Raw genomic sequence first — 19,991 nt, forward strand, 5'->3', positions numbered from 1 at the left:
CGATTTCGTCAAGTGCATCGAGTACTTCTTGTACGTCAAGTGTGTTCATCCGTCTGTTCCTTTCTCTATTATCGGCGGCTTGCCAGCATCTTGTCCACAACTCCGTATGTTTGAACGAGTTCTTTTGTTTCTGCTTGTACGTTTTTCACGACGTCCAAATAACGATTGAATTGGTCGGCATACCCGCTTTCTACTTCCAGCAATGAATGGAGAAAAGCCATCGACGACGTATGGAGCGCAGGCTCGTGTCCCGACACGGAATAGCTGGCCTGTTCCCCGGTTTCGCTTAAAGCGCTGAGCACGGAGCCTTCGTCGATTTTGATTTCAGCCATCGGTTCTCTCCTCCTTTCCTTTCCTATTTCGTCGCTTTTAACGTTTGGAGCGATTGTTGCTTTATGTTGATCACGACTTGACAAGAAGACACCATTGTTTGGAGCCGCCTCGTTTCCATTTCAATCGCGCGCATCAGTTGTTCCGTTTCGTCTTGTACGTTCGTGTAAGCCAGTTGCATATGGCGGCGAATGTCATCGTGCGTCGATTCGGCTTGGCCGCGCCACGCATCATGGTCTAGCTCTGGTTCGCTCCCCCATTTTTTATGGTCGTGAAGAGTCGCTTGTTCGGAAACAAGCGCTTGTTTGGCCGCCCGCAATCGCTCCAATTGCGCTTCTGTCTGGAAAAGTTGCGCCCGCATTTGGCTAATTTCATAGTGGAGCTTGGCTATTTCGGTTTGATCGGCCATCGGCCATCCTCCCCCCTGGTGGTTTCATTCTTCGTCTAAAAAAATGGCTATTCATTCCATTTTATTTTAAAACAACTGTTCGAAATCGTCTAGAAAAAACAGACTCGTACGTCAATTAAGTGAAACCAATATAGTAAGGCGTTTCTAAACGGGGAACTATCGACACCCCCCGATCCTCCTGCACATACAAAAAACCTCGAGGTGCTACTCGAGGTCCGTTTCTCGCTGTTGCTGGGACTTTTGGTTCGCCTGATTCGAGGCTTGTTGTTGGCCATTGCATTTTCCAGGGACGGTATTGTGGTAAGCAGGTGGTGCTGGCGGCAAATGAGGCTTTTGCCCCCAGGCATAAGGTTGAGGCGAATAGTGAAAATTCCCTCTACCGTCAAAACTTGGCCCGTATGCCCAGCGGCCTTTCCTGCTAGCTTCTCCTTCTGAAAAGTTGAAGAGCGTATAAGAGACTTCGCTTTTTTCGAGAGAGCGGGGAAAAGTGGTCGGAACGACAATATCTTCTTCACACTCTTCTAATTCTTTAATGGCTGCATACCACATGTTTTGATGGTATGTGTCCCTGGCAATGAGAAATGACAGCATGTCGCGAACACCTGGATCATCTGTCATTCCATAGAGTCTTGTAACTTGCAATCTTCCTTGAGACTCTGCATTCAAATTAGCGCGAAAGTCAGCGAGAAGGTTTCCGCTGGAAATAATATACTTGGCATTCCATGGGTAGCCCTCACTGTCTGACGCCATTGCGCCTAACCCTGAGACAATGGCATGCTGGGGATTGGTCCCTCCTAAAACAGCGGCGAGAGCCGGGTCCATTTCATAAGCGTTTTGTTGTACTTCAAATGGAGCGTTGTCAAGCAGCCTTGCAATCATCGTCGCAAGCATCTCCACATGGGCAATTTCTTCTGTCCCTACGTCTAATAACAAATCGCGGTATTTCTTGTCTGCCCGGCAGTTAAAACCTTGGAAAAGGTATTGCATCATCACGCTAATTTCTCCATACTAGCCGCCTAACACTTCTTGGAGCTTCGCTGCGTATACAGGATCTGGTTTTGATGGCTTCGCTTCATACTGAAGCTCTTTTACGTGGTAAAACAAGGCCCCATCTCCTTTACAGATGGCTGTTATGTACAGCCCTCATTCACTTAAATCGATTTTGTTTCCACCTTCTGTGCATACATACTATACGTTATTTGAGAATGAGCCTGTATCATGCCTGCTTTTTTCCTGCTATCCCAAAAGCAACGCAATGCCATGGTAGCCAAAGTAAACGCCGAAGCCGATTAGGCTGACGCCAGAAAAAGCGGAAATGGCAATGAGCGCCTTTTCATTCATAAAAGCGCGGGCGGTGCTTGAGAGAACAGCCATCGTAAAATCCCATGCCGCTATGCCTATAAAGATCGCCACACTGTACAGCCAAACAGTGGCCATTTCGTATTCAGCAATCGTTTTTGCTAGCACCGAGCCATAAATGCCGAGCCAAAATAAAATGGTCAACGGATTGGAAATCGAGATCAAAAATCCAATTTGGAATGATTGTCTCGGTGACTCGTTTGACCTTACGCCGAGACCCGTTTGTGCCTCTTTTTTCACCTTCATAATGCTCTCAAAACCTGTATAAATAAGGACAAAGCAACCAAACAGCCATAAGAAAACGGTTACGACCTCATACTCTAAAAAACGGGAAACCCCTAAAAACACAGCAAACATGTACAGGGCATCTGCTGCCATTGCCCCAAGGCCAACAGCCCATGAATTCATAAAGCCGCCTTTAATGCCTTTTTCTACTTGAGCCGCATTGACTGGGCCGATCGGAGCTGCCAATGAAATGCCTAACATGATGTAACTTAGAAATACCAATTTTAATCCCCCCTTGTCCCAGTTCTACTATATTCAGGAACAACGGGTTGTACGACCTTAAATTTCGCCTGGTATAGAAACGAAATCAAAGGCAGACGCTAATGAGGAGACAAAGGAGGAAGGTTGGCCTTGAGTAAGAAAAAAGAAAAAAATACAAGTTTAAACTGGTGGCAACTTTCACTTTTAGGCGTTGGCTGCACCATTGGCACTGGCTATTTTTTAGGTTCGAGCATTGGCATTGGCCTCACGGGCCCTTCGATCGTAATTGCCTTTCTGCTTGCTGCTCTCGGCACATACGTCGTCTTTATTGCGCTTGCCAAATTGACGGCTGACGATCCGCAAGAAGGATCGTTCTGTTATTATGCAGAACAAGCATTCGGGAACCGTGTTGGCTTTGCCTGTGGCTGGAACTATTGGATGTCCAACATTTTAATTATCGGCAGCCAATTAACAGCTTTATCGATTTTATCCCGTTTCTGGTTTGACAATGTGCCGCTTTGGGTGTTTGCCTCGATCTATTCGCTTCTCGGCATTGGTGTTGTTTTGCTCGGTACAAAAGGATTTGATTCGGTTGAAAATGTCCTCGCTGCCGTGAAAACGGCGGCCATTCTGTTGTTTATTGTGCTTGGGTTTCTCGCTGTTTTTCAATGGCTAGATGGGACAGGGCCGGATCCATCTGTTCCGTCTTCGTACAATGAGTTGTTCCCCCGGGGGATAAAAGGTTTTTGGGGATCGCTTATCTATGCTTTTTATGCATTTGGCGGGATTGAAGTCATTGGGTTGATGGCGATGCAATTAAAACAAAAACAAGATGCCCCTAAATCAGGTACGGCGCTGTTGTTGCTTTTAGCGATCATTTATACCGTTTCATTAGGACTCGCCGTCAGCATGGTCTCGTTTGACCAATTTACAGACAAAGAAAGCCCATTTGTGACCGCGTTGTCTGACTATCATCTTGCTTTCTTCCCCCATGTGTTTAATGCAGCCATTATTGTTGCTGGCTTTTCGACAATGACAGCGGCGCTATTTGGTGTGACGACGCTGCTAACAACCTTAGCCCATGACGGGAACGCACCTAAATGGTTCGAAAAGAAAATCAAATACAAGGACCTTCCTTTGCCTTCCCTTGGCCTTGCTGTTGTTGGCTTAATCTGTGCAGTCATTGCTGCGCTATTATTGCCCGGGAAACTGTTCGAGTATATTACAACAGCCGCAGGAATTCTTATTTTGTTTAATTGGATATGCATCGTCTTGTCCAATATGCGCTTGCTAAAGCAAACGTTTTTTTCCATAAGTGGAAACATTATTGGCATCTTGTTGATGTTGTTGGCCATCAGTGGCATCTTGGCGGAAAAAACGGGACGGCCAGGCTTTTACTTAAGCATAGGTTTCGCTGCAATCATTGTGCTTATTGCCTGGCTTGTAAAAAAACCGCACAAAGAACAGAGTAGCTCTTGAGCTAAAAGGGCTTACGTTGACGAGAATGGATTTCCATATTTCACTGCATAGATCAAAAAAATGAGTTCATACTAAAAATCGTAAGGACATTTCAATTAGGAGGACAAAAAATGGATTTCCAACAGCAACAAAACATGCACCAAAACATCGAAACAGGCCCTGTGACGCCACAAATGAACCATGGCGGCCATGAAATGTTTGATGTACACGAAGTTCTAGCAGGATCAATTAACACAATGAATACGTACACCATGTTAAGCCAGCATGTTCAAGACCCTGAACTTCGTGACATTTTGGATAGGCAAAAAGCATTTATGAAACAGGAGTACAACACTACTTTAGAATGCTTCCAAACAGGTCAAGATCCTGCAGTGCCGACAAAAAGCTACAAAATGAAACAAGGCAATGATTTTACGTATGGCATGAAGCCAGGCGGCCAACCGAAAAAGCCGATGGAATCAACGGCTGAAATCAACGATGAAACCATTGCCCTTTCGATGTTAAACGCAGTAAAATCAGTTGCTCCTATCAAAACAAACGCGGCAATGGAAGCGACAAACCCAGTCGTCCGCCGTGTGCTTGCCGATTCTTTGCCCAACTGCATTGAAATGGCTTACGAAATTTCGCTTTACCAAAATAAAAAGGGCTATTACCAAGTTCCGCAGCTTGTTCAGCAAGATATGCAACAGCTGCAAAACGGCTATGCCCAAGCTTCGATCAACTCGCAAATGCCTGGCAACTCTACGCATTAAAGCGAGTACATGCCGAGCCTCGTGCTTGGCATTTTTATTGTAAGCGATCAACTGTTTACTTTTACAATATTTTTCACCAATATAATGCTTGAAATCGTCTGATCTTCTGGATTATTATAATAAAGGTTGCTTTTTACATCACTTCGAAGTTTTACATCCAAAATTTATATATTGCGAGGTAATGACATGACGCTACACGACATAGACGATTCATTATTGGTCGATTCTTACGTAAAAGCGGTTGAACATCGTCTAGAAGATGATTTTATCGCGCTGTTGCAAGAAGAAGTGTTGCGCAGAGGCATCCGTCTCCCAGAACTTGTTCACTCCTAAAAATAATGATTTATTTTTTCTTCCTTTTATCCTGTCGCAGTCCAAACAACCGTCCCTCTAGCATTAACACAAATTCAGACAGCGACAGGCTCGACTTCTTTTATCCGCTCCGTTTCATTTTTGCCAACGCATAATTGGCGATAGCTGTGTCTTGCACTCCTGTGCCCGTCAAATCACAAATGGTTCGTTCCTGTTCAGACGTTCTGCCTTCCTTTTCTCCCGTTAAAATCGCTCCTAACTCAATTGCATGTTCAGCTAAAAAATCTTGTACATGATGGAGTTCGCCGATCGTCGAGCTTTGTGAGTAAAGGTCGCATACAACTTTGTCTGCTTTAAAAAATGCTGCTGGCTCGATTTCTTGCTTATGCTCTGCATCTGAGCCGATCGCAGTTACGTGGACACCTGGTAATAGCCAATCGGCTTTCAGTATATAGTGTTCGGCTGGTGTTGTCGTCACAATCAGATCTGCTTGTTCAGCAGCCTCTTGTCCACTTTTCGCTACGTGAACAGGAACGTTTAGTTCATCCTCAATTTCTTTTTTATAAAGGTGTACTTTTTCTTCAGACCGTCCGACAACAATGACTTCCGCAAAATTGCGGACAAGCTTAAGCGCTTTTACTTGCAGGCGGGCCTGCATGCCAGTGCCAAATACGGCGACCGTTGAGATCGTTTTTTTCGCTAAACGATCGGCAGCGATCGCGCCTGCTAACGCCGTGCGCACATCTGTTAAGTAGCCGTTATCGGCTAGCAGTGCTTTTGGCACGCCTGTTCTAGCGTCCATCGCAAGCATTAGTCCTCCTAAGCTTGGCAGCCCGATCGAAGGGTTGTTAAAAAAACCACAAGAAACTTTAATCGCAAACGTAGATAAACCAGGGATATACGCCGTTTTAATATCTGCTTCTCCCCGGTGTTCAGGTATATCGACACGGATGACAGGAGGCTGTGAGACAGTGCGGGAATGTAGCTTTTTAAACGCCTCTTCGATTTCAATGAGTGCATCATCGCATAGTGTTACATGGTTGCGGATCGCTTCTTCCTGATAGTGCTCCATAAACATCACTCCCTCAGACCTTTTTTGGCATAGCTATCTTTTTTTCCTGCCTACTTCTTAAAATTTATTCGCCAACTGAAACAGGAATTCACCTGCCTGTTGTCAAATTGGCAAGGAAGAGCATTTGCTAGGCATGAATGGAGGCATTTCAATGGACACGATTCCTGTCAAATCGGTTTGGCAAGCGCGCAAACGGCTTTTTCCCTATCTGCCAAAAACGCCCCTCGTTTATAGCGCTCCCTTATCTGGCCATTGCCAAACACCCGTTTGGTTGAAATTAGAAACATTACAGCCGAGCGGCTCTTTTAAGCTCCGCGGAGCGATGAACGTGCTCTTGTCTATGTCAGCTGAGTCAAGACAAAAAGGCGTTGCCGCTTTTTCCACAGGTAACCATGGCCTTGCGGTCGCCTATGCCGCCAAACAGGCTAAAACGCCGGCGACGATTTTTGTATCGGAAGCGGTACCGACTGCTAAGCAAGCTGCACTTCAAGCCAGCGGGGCAACGCTAACTGTTACAGGGCGCAGCCAAGATGAAGCAGGAGCCGCCTGTATCCGTCATTGTGAGCAAACAGGGCAGACGCTCGTCCCACCATTTGACGACGACAGGATTATCGCTGGCCAAGGCACACTCGCTTTAGAGCTGCTAGACGATTTGCCTGAACTTGATACGGTGATCGCTGGATTATCAGGAGGAGGGTTGCTTAGCGGCATTGGGCTAGTAATGAAACATACTGATCCGACGATTCAAGTTGCCGGGGCAAGCATCGTCAACGGAGCGGCTATGGAAGCCAGTTTGGCAGCGGGCCATCCAGTAGAAGTAGCCGAACAGCCGACTGTGGCCGATAGCCTTCTTGGCGGAATCGGTCTGGACAACCGTTGGACGTTTAAGGCGGTGCAACGTTATGTCGACACCCGTGTACAAGTTCCAGAAGAAGACATTGCCAAGGCGATGGCGTATTTATATGAGCATCACCATTTAATCGTGGAAGGAGCAGCTGCCATAGGAGCAGCCGCACTGTTAACTAATAGCATTCGCCCTAAAGGGCCTACCGCTGTTGTCATTACTGGCGCCAGCATTCATCCAAAAGAGCATCACCGCATTATTCGCCCTTACCTCTAGCCGAAAAAAGCGCGGACGGCATCGACGAAGCTATAGATGCCTAGCCCTGTACAGAGGACAACGACAATGCCGCCAACGATATTCATTTTTAATGAATTCACATAGTTGCCGAGGCGGTTTTTGTTGTTCATAATGATCAGCAACATAATGGAAACAAAAGGAAGCAACATTCCATTTAATGCTTGGGCAAACAGGAGGACGTCGAGTGGCTCAAACCCGAGGCTCGATGACACAACTCCGAATAAGATGACCGCCGCAAAGACGATTTTAAAGCGTTTGTCACGCATTCCCCCTGACCATTTTAAAATGCTGCTAGCGGTAATCGCTGCCCCCAGTGGAGAGGCAAGCGCTGAGGAAAAGCCAGCGGCGAATAAACCAATGCTCGTGAACACGAGCGCCCAACTTCCTAAAAGCGGTTCTAATTGGACAGACAAGTCTGACACATTTTTCACTTCCATGCCTTGCATCATTGTAGCGGACGTAATGAGAATAGCCGCAGTAATCAAGCCGCCTACGCTAATCGAAATGACAATATCCCAGCGGGAGTCTGCTAAATGGGCGGGCTTGTTCCAACGCTCAATCACGTTTTCCGAATGAAGGAATAAATTATACGGCACAACTGTTGTCCCAATTAAGGCAATAATCATAATAATTGATTGGTCAGGAACCGTTGGTATGAATGCTCCTTGAAACAATTCGCCTAAAGGAGGTTTGGCGACAACCATCGTCGTCACAAAGGTGATGCTCATAATCACAACAAGGACAATCATTAGTTTTTCGACAAGCTTATAGCTGCCGCTCAAGCCTAACGCTAAGATGACGATTCCGAAAAGAGGCGCAAGCACGTTTGGCGATATCCCCGTAAGCGTCGAGATGCCCATAGACGTACCAAGCAAATCGCCGGCCATATAGGCTGATGACCCAACTAAAATCGCGACTAAGACAAGGAACATCGACGCATATTTGAGCAGCGGATGTGTAAAATGCTCACGAATCGCTGCGCCTAGCCCTTTTTGGGTAATAATGCCGAGGCGGGCACTCATTTCTTGTAAGATGATTGTGGCAATAATCGAAAAAATGACGGCCCAAAGAAGGGCGAAGCCAAAGGAAGCTCCTGCCCTTGTCGCAGTTGTAACTGTGCCAGGACCAATGAAGGAGGCTGTAACAATCGCCCCTGGGCCTATCGCTTTCAATTTGTTTTTAAACATTGATGTTTTCATGTTAGTCGGTTCTTGTTGTTTCTCCATTCGTTCCCTCTTTTCTGGCGTTTATCCTTCCGCCCTCGATTGTTCTAAATAGTTATAAATCGTTTGCTTCGATACGCCTAAAATGTCCGCAATCCGCTCCACGGAACCTTGAATGAGAAAAGAACCCTTTTCGTCAAGCTGCTGGACGAAATACATCTTTTCCCGTTTGCCCATTTCTTCAATTGGCACGCCAATTTCCATCAGTGTATTTTTAATAAGCGTCTCAAAAATTTCTTCAATGTTTTCCGCGTAGGATTCATCGGTCACAGGGCTCGGCTGGCCCAAATAAGGGGCAGCCGAAAACTCACTAAGAACCTCACAAACGTTAGAAAAGGCAGTGATGTCATAGTTAATTCCAAAAAAGCCGATGACTTTGCCCGTGTCATTGCGAATAAACGAAATCGACGACCTTAACGTTCGGCAATCTTTCGTTCGGCTCGTAAAGCCCAGTTTATCTGGCACCTCATCGCCGTACTTTCTTAATTCTCTTAACACCACTTCAGTCGTCGGGGCACCGTGTTTTCTTCCTGTCACTGTGCCTTTAATATAAAACAAAGAAGATTGAACGTTCGTCAAATCATGGATAACCGCTTCACAATTTTTCCCAAACGTTGCGACAATCATATCTGCAATTGGAATGTATTTCCTCAGTATAATTTTATTGTCCACTTTCCACCCACCTATTCTCATTAACGTGGGCTTCTCCCCCACTATTTAGGATGATACCATGTTTTTCTCGTTCCATATGTGTCCTGCAAGCGCATAGAGAACGACTGTCGAAGCCAAGTGGGCGGAAAATTGGCTTGGATCTTGTTGTGGGTACACTTCGACAAAATCCATTCCAACGACTCCTTGTTTGCAAATTTCATGGACAAAAGTCAACAACTCATAAGAACTGAGGCCATTTCCGTCTACAGGACCGCCAGGATTGAACGCGTAGTCGAGCACGTCGCTACAAATGCTTAAATACACTTCATCGACATCTTGGCTCGCTAGCTTGTACATATGAGCCGCATATCCTTTTAAGTCACGCTGTTCACGTATGTCATTAATGGTGATCGTGACAGCTCCAGCCTCTTTTGCATTTCTGCCGCTTTCTGGTTTGTTGCGCGGGCCATGAATGCCGGCATGGACGATGCTTTCATTGCGCACCCCTTCTAATTCATACAAGCGTTTAAATGGGCTGCACCGAGCAAACGGATCGCCTTCGTGGTGGGGAAGGTTATCATAATGGGCATCTAAGTGGATAATGCCTACTTTTTTCCCCTCGTTAGCAAGCGCTTTAACAATCGGATAGGTGACCCCATGGTCTCCTCCTAAGCCAATAAGAAACGTGCCTTTTTTCCAAAACTCAGCGGCAAACCGCTCAATCCGCCTCATCGTTTCATCGACATCCGCTGGAACGACATCCACATCGCCAGCGTCACCGAGGCGAATATGCTCAAATACATCAATATGGTCCAATTCAGGCAGATAGCCGCTATAACGAGCCGAGCAAAGCCTCATTACTTTCGGGCCAAGTTCACAGCCTGTATAATCGCCCCATGTGACCGCCCCTTCCCAAGGAATTCCATAAACAACGGCATCAATCCCTTCAGTGGACTTCGATTTGGCGATATTTTTTGCATTTAGAAAACAAGGCGTATTGCCATATAGTTTCTCCATCAAATCCCCCTCTTTTTCTACAAGATGATTAGATATCAAAATGGTAATGATTTTTTTACAATTAGTCAATTTATTTTTATTAAAAGTCAAAAATTCTATGTCAAATCATCTTCCATACCTAATGCCGGATTTCCGTACAAAAAGTGAAGCAAACGACTGTACATGTCATTTGCCGCTCTGTTTGTTATAATGAAGCCGTATGAAGAACGTCGTTTCATAAATGGAAAAAATTTTATACAGGAGTAAAAAAATGAAAACGATATCGATTTTAATTGCAGATGATGAGGAGGAAATTGCTGACCTGCTTGCTATTCACTTAGAAAAAGAAGGATACAGTGTAGCAAAAGCAGCAGATGGACAAGAAGCGATTCACATTGTCGAAACGCAGCCCATCGATTTACTTATATTGGATATTATGATGCCGAAAATGGATGGCTATGAGGTAACCCGGCGCATTCGTGAAACGCATAATATGCCGATCATTTTTTTGAGTGCGAAAACGTCCGATTTTGACAAAGTACATGGACTGGTTATCGGGGCAGATGATTATATAACGAAACCATTTACGCCGATTGAATTGGTTGCCCGCGTGAATGCCCAACTCCGCCGTTTCATGAAGTTAAATCAGCCTCGTACAGCGGTTGATCCTAAAACACGGTTAGACTATCGCGGGTTAGTTATTTCTCTTGAGCAACGTACAGTCACTCTATACGGAGAAAACATTGAGCTTACTCCGAAAGAGTTTGATATTTTATATTTATTAGCAAGTCACCCAAAGAAAGTGTTTAGTGTGGAAAATATTTTCAAGCAAGTGTGGGGAGAAGCCTATTTTGAAGGAGCGAATACCGTTATGGTTCATATACGGACACTGCGGAAAAAGCTTGAAGAAGATAAACGGAAAGATAAGTGGATTAAGACTGTTTGGGGAGTTGGGTATGCATTCAATGGCTAAAATGATGCGTAGTTTTCGTGCTAAAATGGTGGCCTTATTTGGATTAAGCATGTTTTTATCAGCAGTGATCACATACGTACTCTTTAAAGGATTGCAGTTCTATTATCACACCGGGGTTGAATACGGGGATCCGGTTACGCACATTCGTAACTGGATAGGTGGATTCGGCGACTTTAACATCTTTTTTGTTTTGTTCATTTCCCTTTCTTTCCTGTTTTTCTTTCTCCTGACAAAACCCTATTCGATCTATTTCAATGACATTTCAAACGGCATTCGCCACCTCGCCCGCGGCGACTTTAGCCACACCGTCGATATCCAGTCAAATGATGAATTTAAAGATATTGCAAAAGACATAAATTTGGCCAGTAAAACATTGCAAGAGGCGATTCAACGGGGAGACTTTTCCGAAAGTAGCAAAGATCAATTAGTTGTCAATTTAGCTCATGATTTGCGGACACCCCTTACCTCTGTTCTCGGTTATTTGGATTTGCTCCTAAAAGACGAACAGTTAACGAAAGAACAAGTTAGACATTATTTAACCATTGCCTTTACGAAATCCACACATTTAGAAAGACTAATTGATGAATTATTTGAGATTACGAAAATGAACTACGGCATGCTTACAGTTGATAAAACCACAATCGATTTAACTGGCCTCCTTCACCAATTAAAAGAAGAACTGTATCCTATACTTGAAAAAAATCACCTAAGTGCCCGGATGAATTGTGAGCCCGATTTACTTATGAGTGGGGATGGTGATTTGTTAGCACGTGTATTTGAAAATTTGCTGACGAATGCGATCCGTTATGGAAGCGATGGTCAGTATATTGATGTCAACGGCTTTATCGATGAAAGCGGCGAGGTCGTTGTGCAAGTAGTCAATTACGGCAGCAGCATTGCTACAGAGGAGCTTCCTCATCTCTTTGATATGTTCTATATTGGCGATAAGGCACGAACCGATAGAGAAAATCGGACAGGTCTTGGTTTATTTATTGCCAAGAATATCGTCGAGCAGCATCATGGATCGATTGCGGTGGAAAGCAATGTCATACAGACTACTTTTGAAGTACGTTTGCCTAAAGAGGACGATTCGGTTTAAGAAAAATTTAATATTTACCCTACCTCTTTTTTAAATACTTTTACCTATGCTTTAAGCGAAGACATGAAAAATAGCTTAGGTGAAAGGTAGAGGTTGTATGGGAAAGGCCCCAACGTTCGTAAAGATTTCCGTCATTATAATGATTATGATTATACTCGTGGCATTATTTAAAGTCGCAGATAAAGGAACCAGCGGTGTAAAAGAGTCTTTTCCTTTCTTTCGTACGGACGAATATGTCAGTCCATACATTTATGTGATGGAGCGAGAAACAGGGCGTGTCGTTTATGAAGAAAATGCCGAGGCTAAAGTATATCCTGCATCGCTTACAAAGATCATGACCACCATTGTCGCCCTTGAACAGATTGAGGATCTATCTGCCATTGCCCCTGTCGATGTAACTACGTACCACGAAATGGTTGCTAGCAATGCTTCCATGGCTGGTTTTTTTGGCAGGGAGGACGTAACGTACCGTGACCTTTTATATGGCACGATGTTAACATCAGGTGGAGAAGCAGCAAACTCGTTAGCGGTTCATGTAGGGGGAAATGTGGAAAATTTTGTGCAGATGATGAATGACAAGGCTGCTGAACTTGGATTGAATGGCACGCACTTCACAAATCCAGAAGGTCTTCATAATGAAAAGCAATATACGACCGCTTCTGATATCGCTAAGCTTTTAGACTATGCCTTAAACAACAGTGATTTCAAGACTATTTTTACAACAAAGATGTTTCAAACAACGCCAACCGCCGAACATCCTGATGGCCTTTTACTACAATCCACTGTTCTCACATTCCTCCATAAAAAAGAGCAAGATAGGTTTGACATTCTTGGTGGAAAATCAGGCACCACCTACGAAGCAGGACAATGCTGGGCCACACTTGGCTTGGTCGAAGATACCGAATATATAACGATCGTGATGGGGGCTCCCTTAAAAGACATTAGCCATCCTGATCGGGCCCAAATCGCCGATACGCTCAAATTGTATCGAAAAATCGAGTCTAGTGAATAAAGTGATTGCAGCTGAAACGGCTGCAAGTCGCTTGTAAGAGAAAAGCCAAGTCATGTGATTCACTGACTTGGTTTTTTCTTCTGTCCGATTTGGCAGTTGAAAACAGCGCTGCCGCGTGCCTACATATCGATTGAAAACGTTTCTTTTAAGCCTTGTTTTCCTTCGTCTGTAATTTGAATCGCTCTTGTTTTCGGCAAACGTTGCACCCAATTTAACTCGATGAACCTTTCTAGCAATGCATTCCCCAATGCTCCAGCAAGATGGTGGCGCCTTTCACTCCAGTCTAAACATTTGTGTGAAAAGGAACGGCGTTTTTTCCTGGCGTTTTCCAGGTTAATTTGAAAAGCTTGAAAGAATGCCTCTCCTGATTCAGTAACGACAAAGCCATCCTTGTCTTCACGAATGATATTCATGTTGAGCAAAGAATCGGTTACTTTCACCCCTAAAGCGCCGGCGAGGTGGTCATAGCACGTTCTTGCCGAACGGATTGCTTTGTCTTGAGAGGCTTGATTGAACGACTTGATTTTTTGTGGCGGCGCAATCGATAAAAGCGACTCCATTATTTTTGCGATTTCTGGATCTTGAATCCCATAGTAACGGTGCCTCCCCTGCTTTTCGACAACAATGACATGGGCTTCGACCATTTTTGCTAAATGGAAGCTCGCTGTTTGTGGCTTGATGCCTGCCATATAGGCCAACTCACTTGCGGGATGGAACCGACCGTCTAATAAGGCGGTTAATATCGCCGCACGAGAAGGTTCGCTTACAAGCGAGGCAACGATGGCGACATTTGGATTGGCATTCATTTGAACACTCCCTCATGTAATCGATATTTCGATTATAATGGAAGTATTTATATTCTACAATCGACTAGGAAGGACAACAGAGGAGGAACAAATGAATGGAACAAGCAACTCAACGCATTCATACAAAAACAATTAATCCGAGCATTTTATACTACGGAACGCCTGTCGTTTTATTAACAACACTGAATGAGGACGAAACCGTCAATATTAGTCCGATTTCGTCTTCATGGGCATTAGGAGACTGTCTCGTGTTGGGCCTTGGACTTGGGGGAAAAGCGATTGAAAATATAGAACGCCATCCTGAATGTGTCTTAAATATACCAAGCCCTTCCTTATGGGAAAATGTCGAACGGTTGGCTCCACTAACAGGGAAACAGCCCGTTCCAGAAGGCAAGAAACAACTTGGATTTACGTATAAAAAAGACAAGTATGGCAGTAGTGGCTTAACGCCCGCTCCGTCTGAAGGAGTAAAACCGACACGGATTTTAGAGTGCCCGCTTCAAATTGAAGCAACGGTGAAACACATTCGCATTCCAGCGCATTCGCCCGATTTTGCGATTGTCGAAACACAAGCAGTACATGTACATGCTCATAAAGAAATCGTGCTTGGCGAAAACCATATTGACCCAAGTAAATGGAGCCCGCTCATTTATAATTTCCGCCATTATTTTGGCTTAGGCGAACAACTGGGAAAAACGTACCGGGCGGAAACATGAGCACGCTTTATGATTCGGATCATCAAATAAAGCCCGATTTTCTCTTAAACGAGAGTAAAATCGGGCTTTTCGTTGTCTCACGCTTCGCTAACAAGTTCATCACAGTACATCTGTTTTTTCAACAGAATGAACGGCGATCGCAGCAATGCAAAGTCCTACAACTGCCAATGTGAACGGAATGTAAATAATAGTAGCAATTGAAAAGCCTGGGTTGTAAGAGCTAATTAGGGCGACAATGATGATCGACGATACAATCGTTGCTGGCACTGATTTTTGGCGCATCCCAAAATACAAAGGGATTAAGCTTGTGCCTGCGGCAGCTAATGCATACATGCCCGTACTGCTCACCTTTTCAATTAGCATCGCGAAAGTGACGGTTTGGTCAACGACTTGCAGGACTGAGTTTCCGAGCCACAATGCAGCGCTGACAACAAGGTCAGAGCCTAAAATTGTCACGAACGTAAGCAAAAACACAAGCGCCAGTTTTGCCGAAAGCAGTTTTTTCCGCTGCACAGGCAATGCAAATAAAATATTGATCGTCTTGTTTTTATATTCCTCAATCACCAGCTTTGCCAGCAGCACAGCCGCAAACACAATAAACACGGCGCGGACAAACAAGCCACTAATAAAAAACCCTTCTTCCAGCGTATAAAAAGGAATGTCTTCGACCTCAAACTTGCCCATAAACATAAGGGCATAAACGGTGACCACGATTAGAAAATTGGCGACAATCGCTCCTTTCCAATACCAACCTAAGCTTGCTTTCTTTAATTCTAGTTTTAGTAAATGATACATGGCTTTCACTCTTCTTCCTGTGCTTTTTCTTGGTCAAGCACTTGATGGAAATATTCTTCTAACGATTTGTATTTTTTGCTGATCGCTTCAATTTCAACATGATGGTCGAGCATCGCCTGTGTGATTTCGTTTTGCCTATGACCGGCCTCATAGACGCGAATCGTGTTGTTGTGGAGTGCTTTGAAATTGCTTAACCGCAGCACGTCTTCCAACACAAAGCATGCTTGTTTTTGATTTTTGGTAAAAATTTCGATATATTCTGTATTTTCCTCTTTGAGCGCTTTCATAGAGATTTCCTGAAGCCATTTTCCGTTTTTGATAACGCCGATGCGGTCAGCAAATAGCTCGACTTCGCTAAGCAAATGGCTGGAAACAATCAATGTCGTTCCATATTCTTGGTTCATCATTTGAAACATCTCTCTCACTGTTTTAATGCCTGAGGGGTCCAGCCCATTCATGGGCTCATCTAAAATCAATAGCTCCGGTTTGACTAACATCGCCCGGGCAATGCCGAGCCGTTGTTTCATCCCGAGTGAAAACGTATGGACAGGTTTGTGTTGGACTTGCTCCAATTCGACCCATTCCAGCACTTCGTTTATGGCGTTTGGATCGTAATAGCCCATGTACTCAGACACCAATTGCAAGTTTTGCCGTGCTGTTTTCTTTTTATAAAAAGTAGGGTATTCGATCATGCTGCCAACACGGCTTAAATACTGATAAGACGAAGCCTTTATTGGCTCCCCAAACATGTCAATCGTCCCATAACTCGGTTTTACTAGATTGGTCAGCATTTTCATAATCACGGTTTTCCCTGAACCATTGGGGCCGAGTAGCCCATAAATTTCCCCTTTCCGTACACTCATCGTTACATTTGAGACCACCTCGTGCCCGGCTATGAATTTTGTCACATCGTGTAAACGTACAATCTCCTCCACTATGTTCCTCCTTCTGATCACTTGATTCGTTTATTAGTATAGAACATCGATTTGTCTTTTTTCTTTATCCTTTCTTACAAATTTCTTAACCGGCTTTTTTAGGGAGTGGTCTTACCTGATTTTTTTGAACGTGCAACGAAAGATCGTTTTCTGATAAGGAGTACTGATCGCTGTTATTGTCCCTTTCATGGCGACGACGAGGCGCTTCGTGATGCTTAGTCCAAGCCCGCTGCCGTGGAAGGCTGGGTTTCTAGCGTCATCCAACGTATACATGCGCTCAAATATCCGCTCTTGTTCTGTTTCGGGAATGCCTTTGCCTTTATCCCAAACGTCAACGACCGCTTGTCCCTCTTCTTCCGTTACCGACAGGCCAAAGACATTGCCTTCATACCCATAACGAATCGCATTCGCGATCAAATTACTCAACACCCGTTCGAGCCCTTCTTCATTGCCTTGAATGTAAATCGGCTTCTCGGGTATGTCGATTTGTACGGCCATTCCTGTTGAAGCCAACCACTCATAATGGTCAAGCACGCTTTGGCGGCAAACTTCATTTAACTCCATTCTGCTTAATGGCAACAGTTCATCGCCTGCTTCTAGCTTTGCTAAAGCAAAGAACTTATTCATTTGCGAAATCACCTGTTCTGTTTTCTCATGAAGGCGGCCAATGATTCGCATTCGTTCTTGTTCAGGCATTTCTCGGTCTAGTTCCAGCTTTTCAATGTAAGCAATCATCACCGTCAATGGTGTTTTTAAATCATGTGAAATATTGGCCAACATTTTACGTTGTTCCAGTTTGGCTTTATGGTAGTGAGCCACTTGTTGTTGATTCAAAGCGAGCAAGCGGTTGATTTGCGCAAGTACAAGTTGGAGTTCCTTTTCATCTGTCGCCACAAGCAATTTGCCGCTTGTTTCCTGGTCAACGAGCGCTTTAAGCTTTTCTTCGATAGCAAGCAAACTTTCTTTCGATTTTCTTTGCCGATAGAAATGCCAGCCTATCATAAACACAAGCGCTAGGGCGAAGACGACCGTTGCCACACTCATTGTGGTGCTCCTAGTTTATAACCGATTCCCCAAACCGTTTCGATAATCTCAGGTTTGGACGGATTGGTTTCAATTTTTTCCCGCAAACGCCTAATATGGACATTGATGACGTTCTCTTCACCAAGATACGGTTCATTCCAAATTTGTTGATAAAGCCGTTCCTTTGTAAACACGCGCTTTGGGTTTTCCATAAATACGTGCAGCAACTGAAACTCTTTTGCCGTCAGCTTCACCGCTTGCCCGTTTTTATAAGCCATAAACGCATCTACATCCAAGCGGATGCCTCCGCGATGAAGGACTCGTTCTTCCTTAGCGTCCGCTACTGTGTAGTCGGTAGCACGCCTGATCGCTGCCTGTACCCGAGCTGTCAATTCAATGAGCGAAAACGGTTTGGCGATGTAATCATCTGCCCCAAACCCTAGCCCAAGCGCTTTATCTAAATCGCTTCCTTTCGCGGAAAGAATCAAAATCGGCACAGAACTATGTACACGGATTTGCTTTAAAAGCGTCATTCCGTTCATTTTCGGCAACATTAAATCGAGCAATACTAAATCCACGCCGCCATTTGCAAACAATCGGGCCGCCTCTTCTCCATCGGCTGCTGTCAATACCCGATATCCTTCATTCTCTAAATGCGCTTTTACTAAATCGCTAATTTCTGGATCGTCCTCAACGAGCAGGATTTGCTTCACTGGTAAAACCCCCTCTTGCAAAAGTTTACCACGGGCACCTGCCCTGCTCAACTTGTTGGAAAAGCGGCTGTCTCTTTTAAGAAAGTTTATTATATGCTAATACGAAGCGTACACCTGTTTTTAACATAGAAAAAGGTGAAGGGCATCCGCCCTTCACCTTTTCGTGTTGCTTATGCTGCCTTTTTCCTTCTAAGGAACCAGAGAATGGCTCCAAGAACGAGTAGGCTTGCACCAATGAGAAGCAAATTGTACGTGCTTGTCGCTGTTTTCGGCAACTTGCTTCCATCTGACGGCGACTTGTCTCCTGGTGTCGGCTCTTGAGGTTTGTTCGTGCCGCCATTACCTGGTTTTGGCTCTTCTGGCTTATCGCCAGGAGTCGGATCGACTGGATCTTCTTTGTCTCCATCGCCAGGTGTTGGTGGTGCTGGTGGTTCGGTAATTTCGATTTCTGCTTCAGGTTTGTCTGGATCGTCAATGTTGCCGCCATTTACAGTTGCAACGTTTTTAATCGATGTTCCAGACTCAATGGTTGCTTCAAATGTGACCGTACGCCATTCCGTGTCAGTAATAGTGCCAAATTCAGCTGTAACTGTACCGTCTTCGAAAGTGGCTGTACCGCCTTCACTTACTTGTAGGCTGCCTTCAACGAATGCTAAGCCTTCTGGAAGTTGGTCGATGATCGTTAAGTCTTCTACGGCACTGTCTTCAACCGTGTTGCGCGCTTCGATCGTATATACGACCGTGTCGCCGACTTCGTAACCGTCTTTGCTCTCATCTGCATTTTTCGCTGACTTTTTCGATTCAAGCTTCGGCTCTTTCGGATCAACGTCTACTTCGTGTTCTGGCTTGTCTGGATCGTCGATGTTACCGCCACCTACGGTTGCAACGTTCTTGACTGTTTTGTTCGCAAAACCTGGTTCAATTGTTGCTTCAAACGTGACCGTGCGCCATTCGGTGTCTTCGACATTGCCGAATTCGGCTGTAACGGTGCCGTCTTCATAGGAACCTTCGCCACCTTCGCTTACTTTCAGGCTGCCTTCAACAAATGCTAAGCCTTCTGGAAGCTGGTCAGTGATGCGCAAGTCTTCGACTAAGCTATCTTCGACTGTGTTGCGCGCTTCAATCGTGTACACAACCGTGTCGCCGACTTCATAGCCGTCTTTGCTTTCGTCCGCGTTTTTCGCTGATTTTTTCGACTCGAGCTTCGGTTGTTTCGGATCGACATCAACATCTGTGCTTGGCTCATCTGGCTCGTCGATATTTGGCACTTCAACGACTGCGACGTTTTTGATCGTCTCGCCTACATAGCCAGCATCAATTGTTGCTTCAAACGTAACTGTGCGCCATTCGGTGTCTTTGACTTCGCCGAACTCAGCCGTTACCGTTCCGTCTTCAAAGTTTCCTGTACCGCTATGGCTTACTTCCAAGCTGCCTTCCACAAACGTTACCCCTTCTGGAAGAACGTCCGTAATGGTGAGGTTTTCGAGCAAGCTGTCTTCAACCGTGTTGCGCGCTTCAATCGTGTACACAACCGTGTCGCCAACTTCATAGCGGTCTTTGCTTTCGTCCGCGTTTGTTGCTGATTTTCTTGACTCAAGCTTTGGCTCACGTGGGTAGATTTCGACATCTTCACGTGGCTCATCTGGGTCGTCGATATTGTCGCCATCGACAACGGCTGTATTCTCAATATCTTTCCCTGCTTGACCTGG

The 19,991-nt window shown here is 45.0% G+C and carries 21 protein-coding genes and 1 pseudogene; 8 read left to right on the forward strand and 14 right to left on the reverse strand.

Going from position 1 to position 19,991, the window contains the following annotated elements:
• Positions 1–68 precede the first annotated feature (68 nt).
• The 4 genes and pseudogenes from BUC05_RS12490 to BUC05_RS12505 all read right to left on the reverse strand — a co-directional run bounded on the left by BUC05_RS12490 (position 69) and on the right by BUC05_RS12505 (position 2,584).
• On the reverse strand, positions 69–332 hold the full coding sequence (locus BUC05_RS12490; RefSeq protein WP_011246040.1) for a YwqI/YxiC family protein: 264 nt from the start codon (positions 330–332) through the stop codon (positions 69–71).
• Positions 333–355: 23 nt separating this feature from the next.
• Positions 356–739: a DUF5082 domain-containing protein gene (locus BUC05_RS12495; RefSeq protein WP_011246039.1), complete on the reverse strand. Its 384-nt coding sequence runs from the start codon at positions 737–739 to the stop codon at positions 356–358.
• 204 nt (positions 740–943) lie between these two features.
• A pseudogene (locus BUC05_RS12500) lies at positions 944–1,843 on the reverse strand (manganese catalase family protein).
• Positions 1,844–1,975: 132 nt separating this feature from the next.
• Complete coding sequence (locus BUC05_RS12505; RefSeq protein ID WP_073305142.1) at positions 1,976–2,584, reverse strand: LysE family transporter; 609 nt, start codon at positions 2,582–2,584, stop codon at positions 1,976–1,978.
• Positions 2,585–2,734: 150 nt separating this feature from the next.
• Here BUC05_RS12505 and BUC05_RS12510 point away from each other — a divergent pair, with 150 nt between their 5' ends.
• From BUC05_RS12510 to sda, 3 genes are all read left to right on the forward strand, one after another.
• The gene (locus BUC05_RS12510) at positions 2,735–4,063 is read left to right on the forward strand and encodes an amino acid permease (protein WP_011246036.1); all 1,329 of its coding nucleotides are present in this window, start codon (positions 2,735–2,737) and stop codon (positions 4,061–4,063) included.
• A 110-nt stretch (positions 4,064–4,173) separates the two neighbouring features.
• Complete coding sequence (locus tag BUC05_RS12515) at positions 4,174–4,815, forward strand: spore coat protein (RefSeq protein WP_011246035.1); 642 nt, start codon at positions 4,174–4,176, stop codon at positions 4,813–4,815.
• Between the two features lie 186 nt (positions 4,816–5,001).
• Positions 5,002–5,148: a sporulation histidine kinase inhibitor Sda gene (gene sda / locus BUC05_RS12520; RefSeq protein ID WP_082111847.1), complete on the forward strand. Its 147-nt coding sequence runs from the start codon at positions 5,002–5,004 to the stop codon at positions 5,146–5,148.
• A 100-nt stretch (positions 5,149–5,248) separates the two neighbouring features.
• Here the strand turns inward: sda and BUC05_RS12525 are convergent, their stop codons facing one another.
• Positions 5,249–6,199 carry a cyclodeaminase gene (locus BUC05_RS12525; RefSeq protein WP_073304842.1) on the reverse strand — a complete coding sequence of 317 codons (951 nt, stop codon included), beginning with the start codon at positions 6,197–6,199 and terminating at the stop codon, positions 5,249–5,251.
• A gap of 151 nt (positions 6,200–6,350) precedes the next feature.
• On the opposite strand from BUC05_RS12525, the gene eutB reads away from it, so the two are divergent.
• Positions 6,351–7,319, forward strand: coding sequence for a hydroxyectoine utilization dehydratase EutB (eutB, locus tag BUC05_RS12530; protein ID WP_073304844.1), 969 nt, complete (start codon positions 6,351–6,353; stop codon positions 7,317–7,319).
• On the opposite strand, the gene BUC05_RS12535 is transcribed toward eutB, so the two are convergent.
• From BUC05_RS12535 to BUC05_RS12545, 3 genes are read right to left on the reverse strand one after another with little or no spacing between them, the layout of a single operon-like run.
• Positions 7,316–8,566, reverse strand: coding sequence for an Nramp family divalent metal transporter (locus tag BUC05_RS12535; RefSeq protein WP_179289634.1), 1,251 nt, complete (start codon positions 8,564–8,566; stop codon positions 7,316–7,318). The two genes, eutB and BUC05_RS12535, sit on opposite strands and share 4 nt — an antisense overlap.
• Before the next feature lie 21 nt (positions 8,567–8,587).
• Positions 8,588–9,235, reverse strand: a complete 648-nt coding sequence (locus tag BUC05_RS12540; protein WP_082369084.1) for a helix-turn-helix transcriptional regulator — start codon at positions 9,233–9,235, stop codon at positions 8,588–8,590.
• A gap of 45 nt (positions 9,236–9,280) precedes the next feature.
• Positions 9,281–10,231, reverse strand: coding sequence for an agmatinase family protein (locus BUC05_RS12545; RefSeq protein ID WP_372513858.1), 951 nt, complete (start codon positions 10,229–10,231; stop codon positions 9,281–9,283).
• Positions 10,232–10,481: 250 nt separating this feature from the next.
• On the opposite strand from BUC05_RS12545, the gene vanR reads away from it, so the two are divergent.
• The 3 genes from vanR to BUC05_RS12560 all read left to right on the forward strand — a co-directional run bounded on the left by vanR (position 10,482) and on the right by BUC05_RS12560 (position 13,294).
• Entirely contained in the window at positions 10,482–11,183 is a 702-nt protein-coding gene (gene vanR, locus BUC05_RS12550) for a vancomycin resistance response regulator transcription factor, VanR-F/VanR-M family (RefSeq protein WP_011246029.1), read from the forward strand.
• Positions 11,176–12,282 (forward strand): sensor histidine kinase, encoded by a 1,107-nt coding sequence (locus BUC05_RS12555; protein WP_073305146.1) that lies wholly within the window; start codon positions 11,176–11,178, stop codon positions 12,280–12,282. Before vanR ends, BUC05_RS12555 begins: the two co-directional genes overlap by 8 nt.
• 97 nt (positions 12,283–12,379) lie before the next feature.
• A complete protein-coding gene (locus BUC05_RS12560) occupies positions 12,380–13,294 on the forward strand; it encodes a D-alanyl-D-alanine carboxypeptidase family protein (RefSeq protein ID WP_011246027.1) in 915 nt (304 codons plus the stop codon).
• Positions 13,295–13,413: 119 nt separating this feature from the next.
• Here BUC05_RS12560 and BUC05_RS12565 read toward each other — a convergent pair whose 3' ends face one another.
• A complete protein-coding gene (locus BUC05_RS12565) occupies positions 13,414–14,100 on the reverse strand; it encodes an ArsR/SmtB family transcription factor (protein WP_073304846.1) in 687 nt (228 codons plus the stop codon).
• A 95-nt stretch (positions 14,101–14,195) separates the two neighbouring features.
• Here BUC05_RS12565 and BUC05_RS12570 point away from each other — a divergent pair, with 95 nt between their 5' ends.
• Positions 14,196–14,816, forward strand: a complete 621-nt coding sequence (locus tag BUC05_RS12570) for a flavin reductase family protein (RefSeq protein ID WP_011246025.1) — start codon at positions 14,196–14,198, stop codon at positions 14,814–14,816.
• 99 nt (positions 14,817–14,915) lie between these two features.
• Here BUC05_RS12570 and BUC05_RS12575 read toward each other — a convergent pair whose 3' ends face one another.
• The 5 genes from BUC05_RS12575 to BUC05_RS12595 all read right to left on the reverse strand — a co-directional run.
• Positions 14,916–15,611, reverse strand: a complete 696-nt coding sequence (locus tag BUC05_RS12575; RefSeq protein WP_041824467.1) for an ABC transporter permease — start codon at positions 15,609–15,611, stop codon at positions 14,916–14,918.
• Between the two features lie 5 nt (positions 15,612–15,616).
• Positions 15,617–16,546 carry an ABC transporter ATP-binding protein gene (locus tag BUC05_RS12580; RefSeq protein ID WP_011246023.1) on the reverse strand — a complete coding sequence of 310 codons (930 nt, stop codon included), beginning with the start codon at positions 16,544–16,546 and terminating at the stop codon, positions 15,617–15,619.
• A gap of 111 nt (positions 16,547–16,657) precedes the next feature.
• Positions 16,658–17,590, reverse strand: coding sequence for a sensor histidine kinase (locus BUC05_RS12585; RefSeq protein WP_073304848.1), 933 nt, complete (start codon positions 17,588–17,590; stop codon positions 16,658–16,660).
• Positions 17,587–18,282 (reverse strand): response regulator transcription factor, encoded by a 696-nt coding sequence (locus BUC05_RS12590; protein ID WP_035203791.1) that lies wholly within the window; start codon positions 18,280–18,282, stop codon positions 17,587–17,589. Before BUC05_RS12590 ends, BUC05_RS12585 begins: the two co-directional genes overlap by 4 nt.
• A 170-nt stretch (positions 18,283–18,452) precedes the next feature.
• Positions 18,453–19,991, reverse strand: a 1,539-nt coding sequence (locus tag BUC05_RS12595) for an isopeptide-forming domain-containing fimbrial protein (protein WP_167369572.1), incomplete at its 5' end; no start/stop codon positions are given.

It is taken from the genome of Shouchella rhizosphaerae (genome assembly GCF_900142675.1).
In the GTDB taxonomy this organism is placed as follows: Bacteria; Bacillota; Bacilli; order Bacillales; family Bacillaceae_D; genus Shouchella; species Shouchella rhizosphaerae.

What these genes read in the sequence shown, in the direction of transcription:
- BUC05_RS12575 (WP_041824467.1), bottom strand. Translation starts at nt 15,611, where the DNA reads ATGTATCATTTACTAAAACTAGAATTAAAGAAAGCAAGCTTAGGTTGG.
- BUC05_RS12525 (WP_073304842.1), bottom strand. Translation starts at nt 6,199, where the DNA reads ATGGAGCACTATCAGGAAGAAGCGATCCGCAACCATGTAACACTATGC.
- BUC05_RS12555 (WP_073305146.1), top strand. Translation starts at nt 11,176, where the DNA reads ATGGCTAAAATGATGCGTAGTTTTCGTGCTAAAATGGTGGCCTTATTT.
- BUC05_RS12570 (WP_011246025.1), top strand. Translation starts at nt 14,196, where the DNA reads ATGGAACAAGCAACTCAACGCATTCATACAAAAACAATTAATCCGAGC.
- BUC05_RS12515 (WP_011246035.1), top strand. Translation starts at nt 4,174, where the DNA reads ATGGATTTCCAACAGCAACAAAACATGCACCAAAACATCGAAACAGGC.
- BUC05_RS12490 (WP_011246040.1), bottom strand. Translation starts at nt 332, where the DNA reads ATGGCTGAAATCAAAATCGACGAAGGCTCCGTGCTCAGCGCTTTAAGC.
- BUC05_RS12560 (WP_011246027.1), top strand. Translation starts at nt 12,380, where the DNA reads ATGGGAAAGGCCCCAACGTTCGTAAAGATTTCCGTCATTATAATGATT.
- BUC05_RS12535 (WP_179289634.1), bottom strand. Translation starts at nt 8,566, where the DNA reads ATGGAGAAACAACAAGAACCGACTAACATGAAAACATCAATGTTTAAA.
- BUC05_RS12545 (WP_372513858.1), bottom strand. Translation starts at nt 10,231, where the DNA reads ATGGAGAAACTATATGGCAATACGCCTTGTTTTCTAAATGCAAAAAAT.
- BUC05_RS12585 (WP_073304848.1), bottom strand. Translation starts at nt 17,590, where the DNA reads ATGAGTGTGGCAACGGTCGTCTTCGCCCTAGCGCTTGTGTTTATGATA.
- sda (WP_082111847.1), top strand. Translation starts at nt 5,002, where the DNA reads ATGACGCTACACGACATAGACGATTCATTATTGGTCGATTCTTACGTA.
- BUC05_RS12495 (WP_011246039.1), bottom strand. Translation starts at nt 739, where the DNA reads ATGGCCGATCAAACCGAAATAGCCAAGCTCCACTATGAAATTAGCCAA.
- eutB (WP_073304844.1), top strand. Translation starts at nt 6,351, where the DNA reads ATGGACACGATTCCTGTCAAATCGGTTTGGCAAGCGCGCAAACGGCTT.
- BUC05_RS12565 (WP_073304846.1), bottom strand. Translation starts at nt 14,100, where the DNA reads ATGAATGCCAATCCAAATGTCGCCATCGTTGCCTCGCTTGTAAGCGAA.
- BUC05_RS12505 (WP_073305142.1), bottom strand. Translation starts at nt 2,584, where the DNA reads ATGTTAGGCATTTCATTGGCAGCTCCGATCGGCCCAGTCAATGCGGCT.
- vanR (WP_011246029.1), top strand. Translation starts at nt 10,482, where the DNA reads ATGAAAACGATATCGATTTTAATTGCAGATGATGAGGAGGAAATTGCT.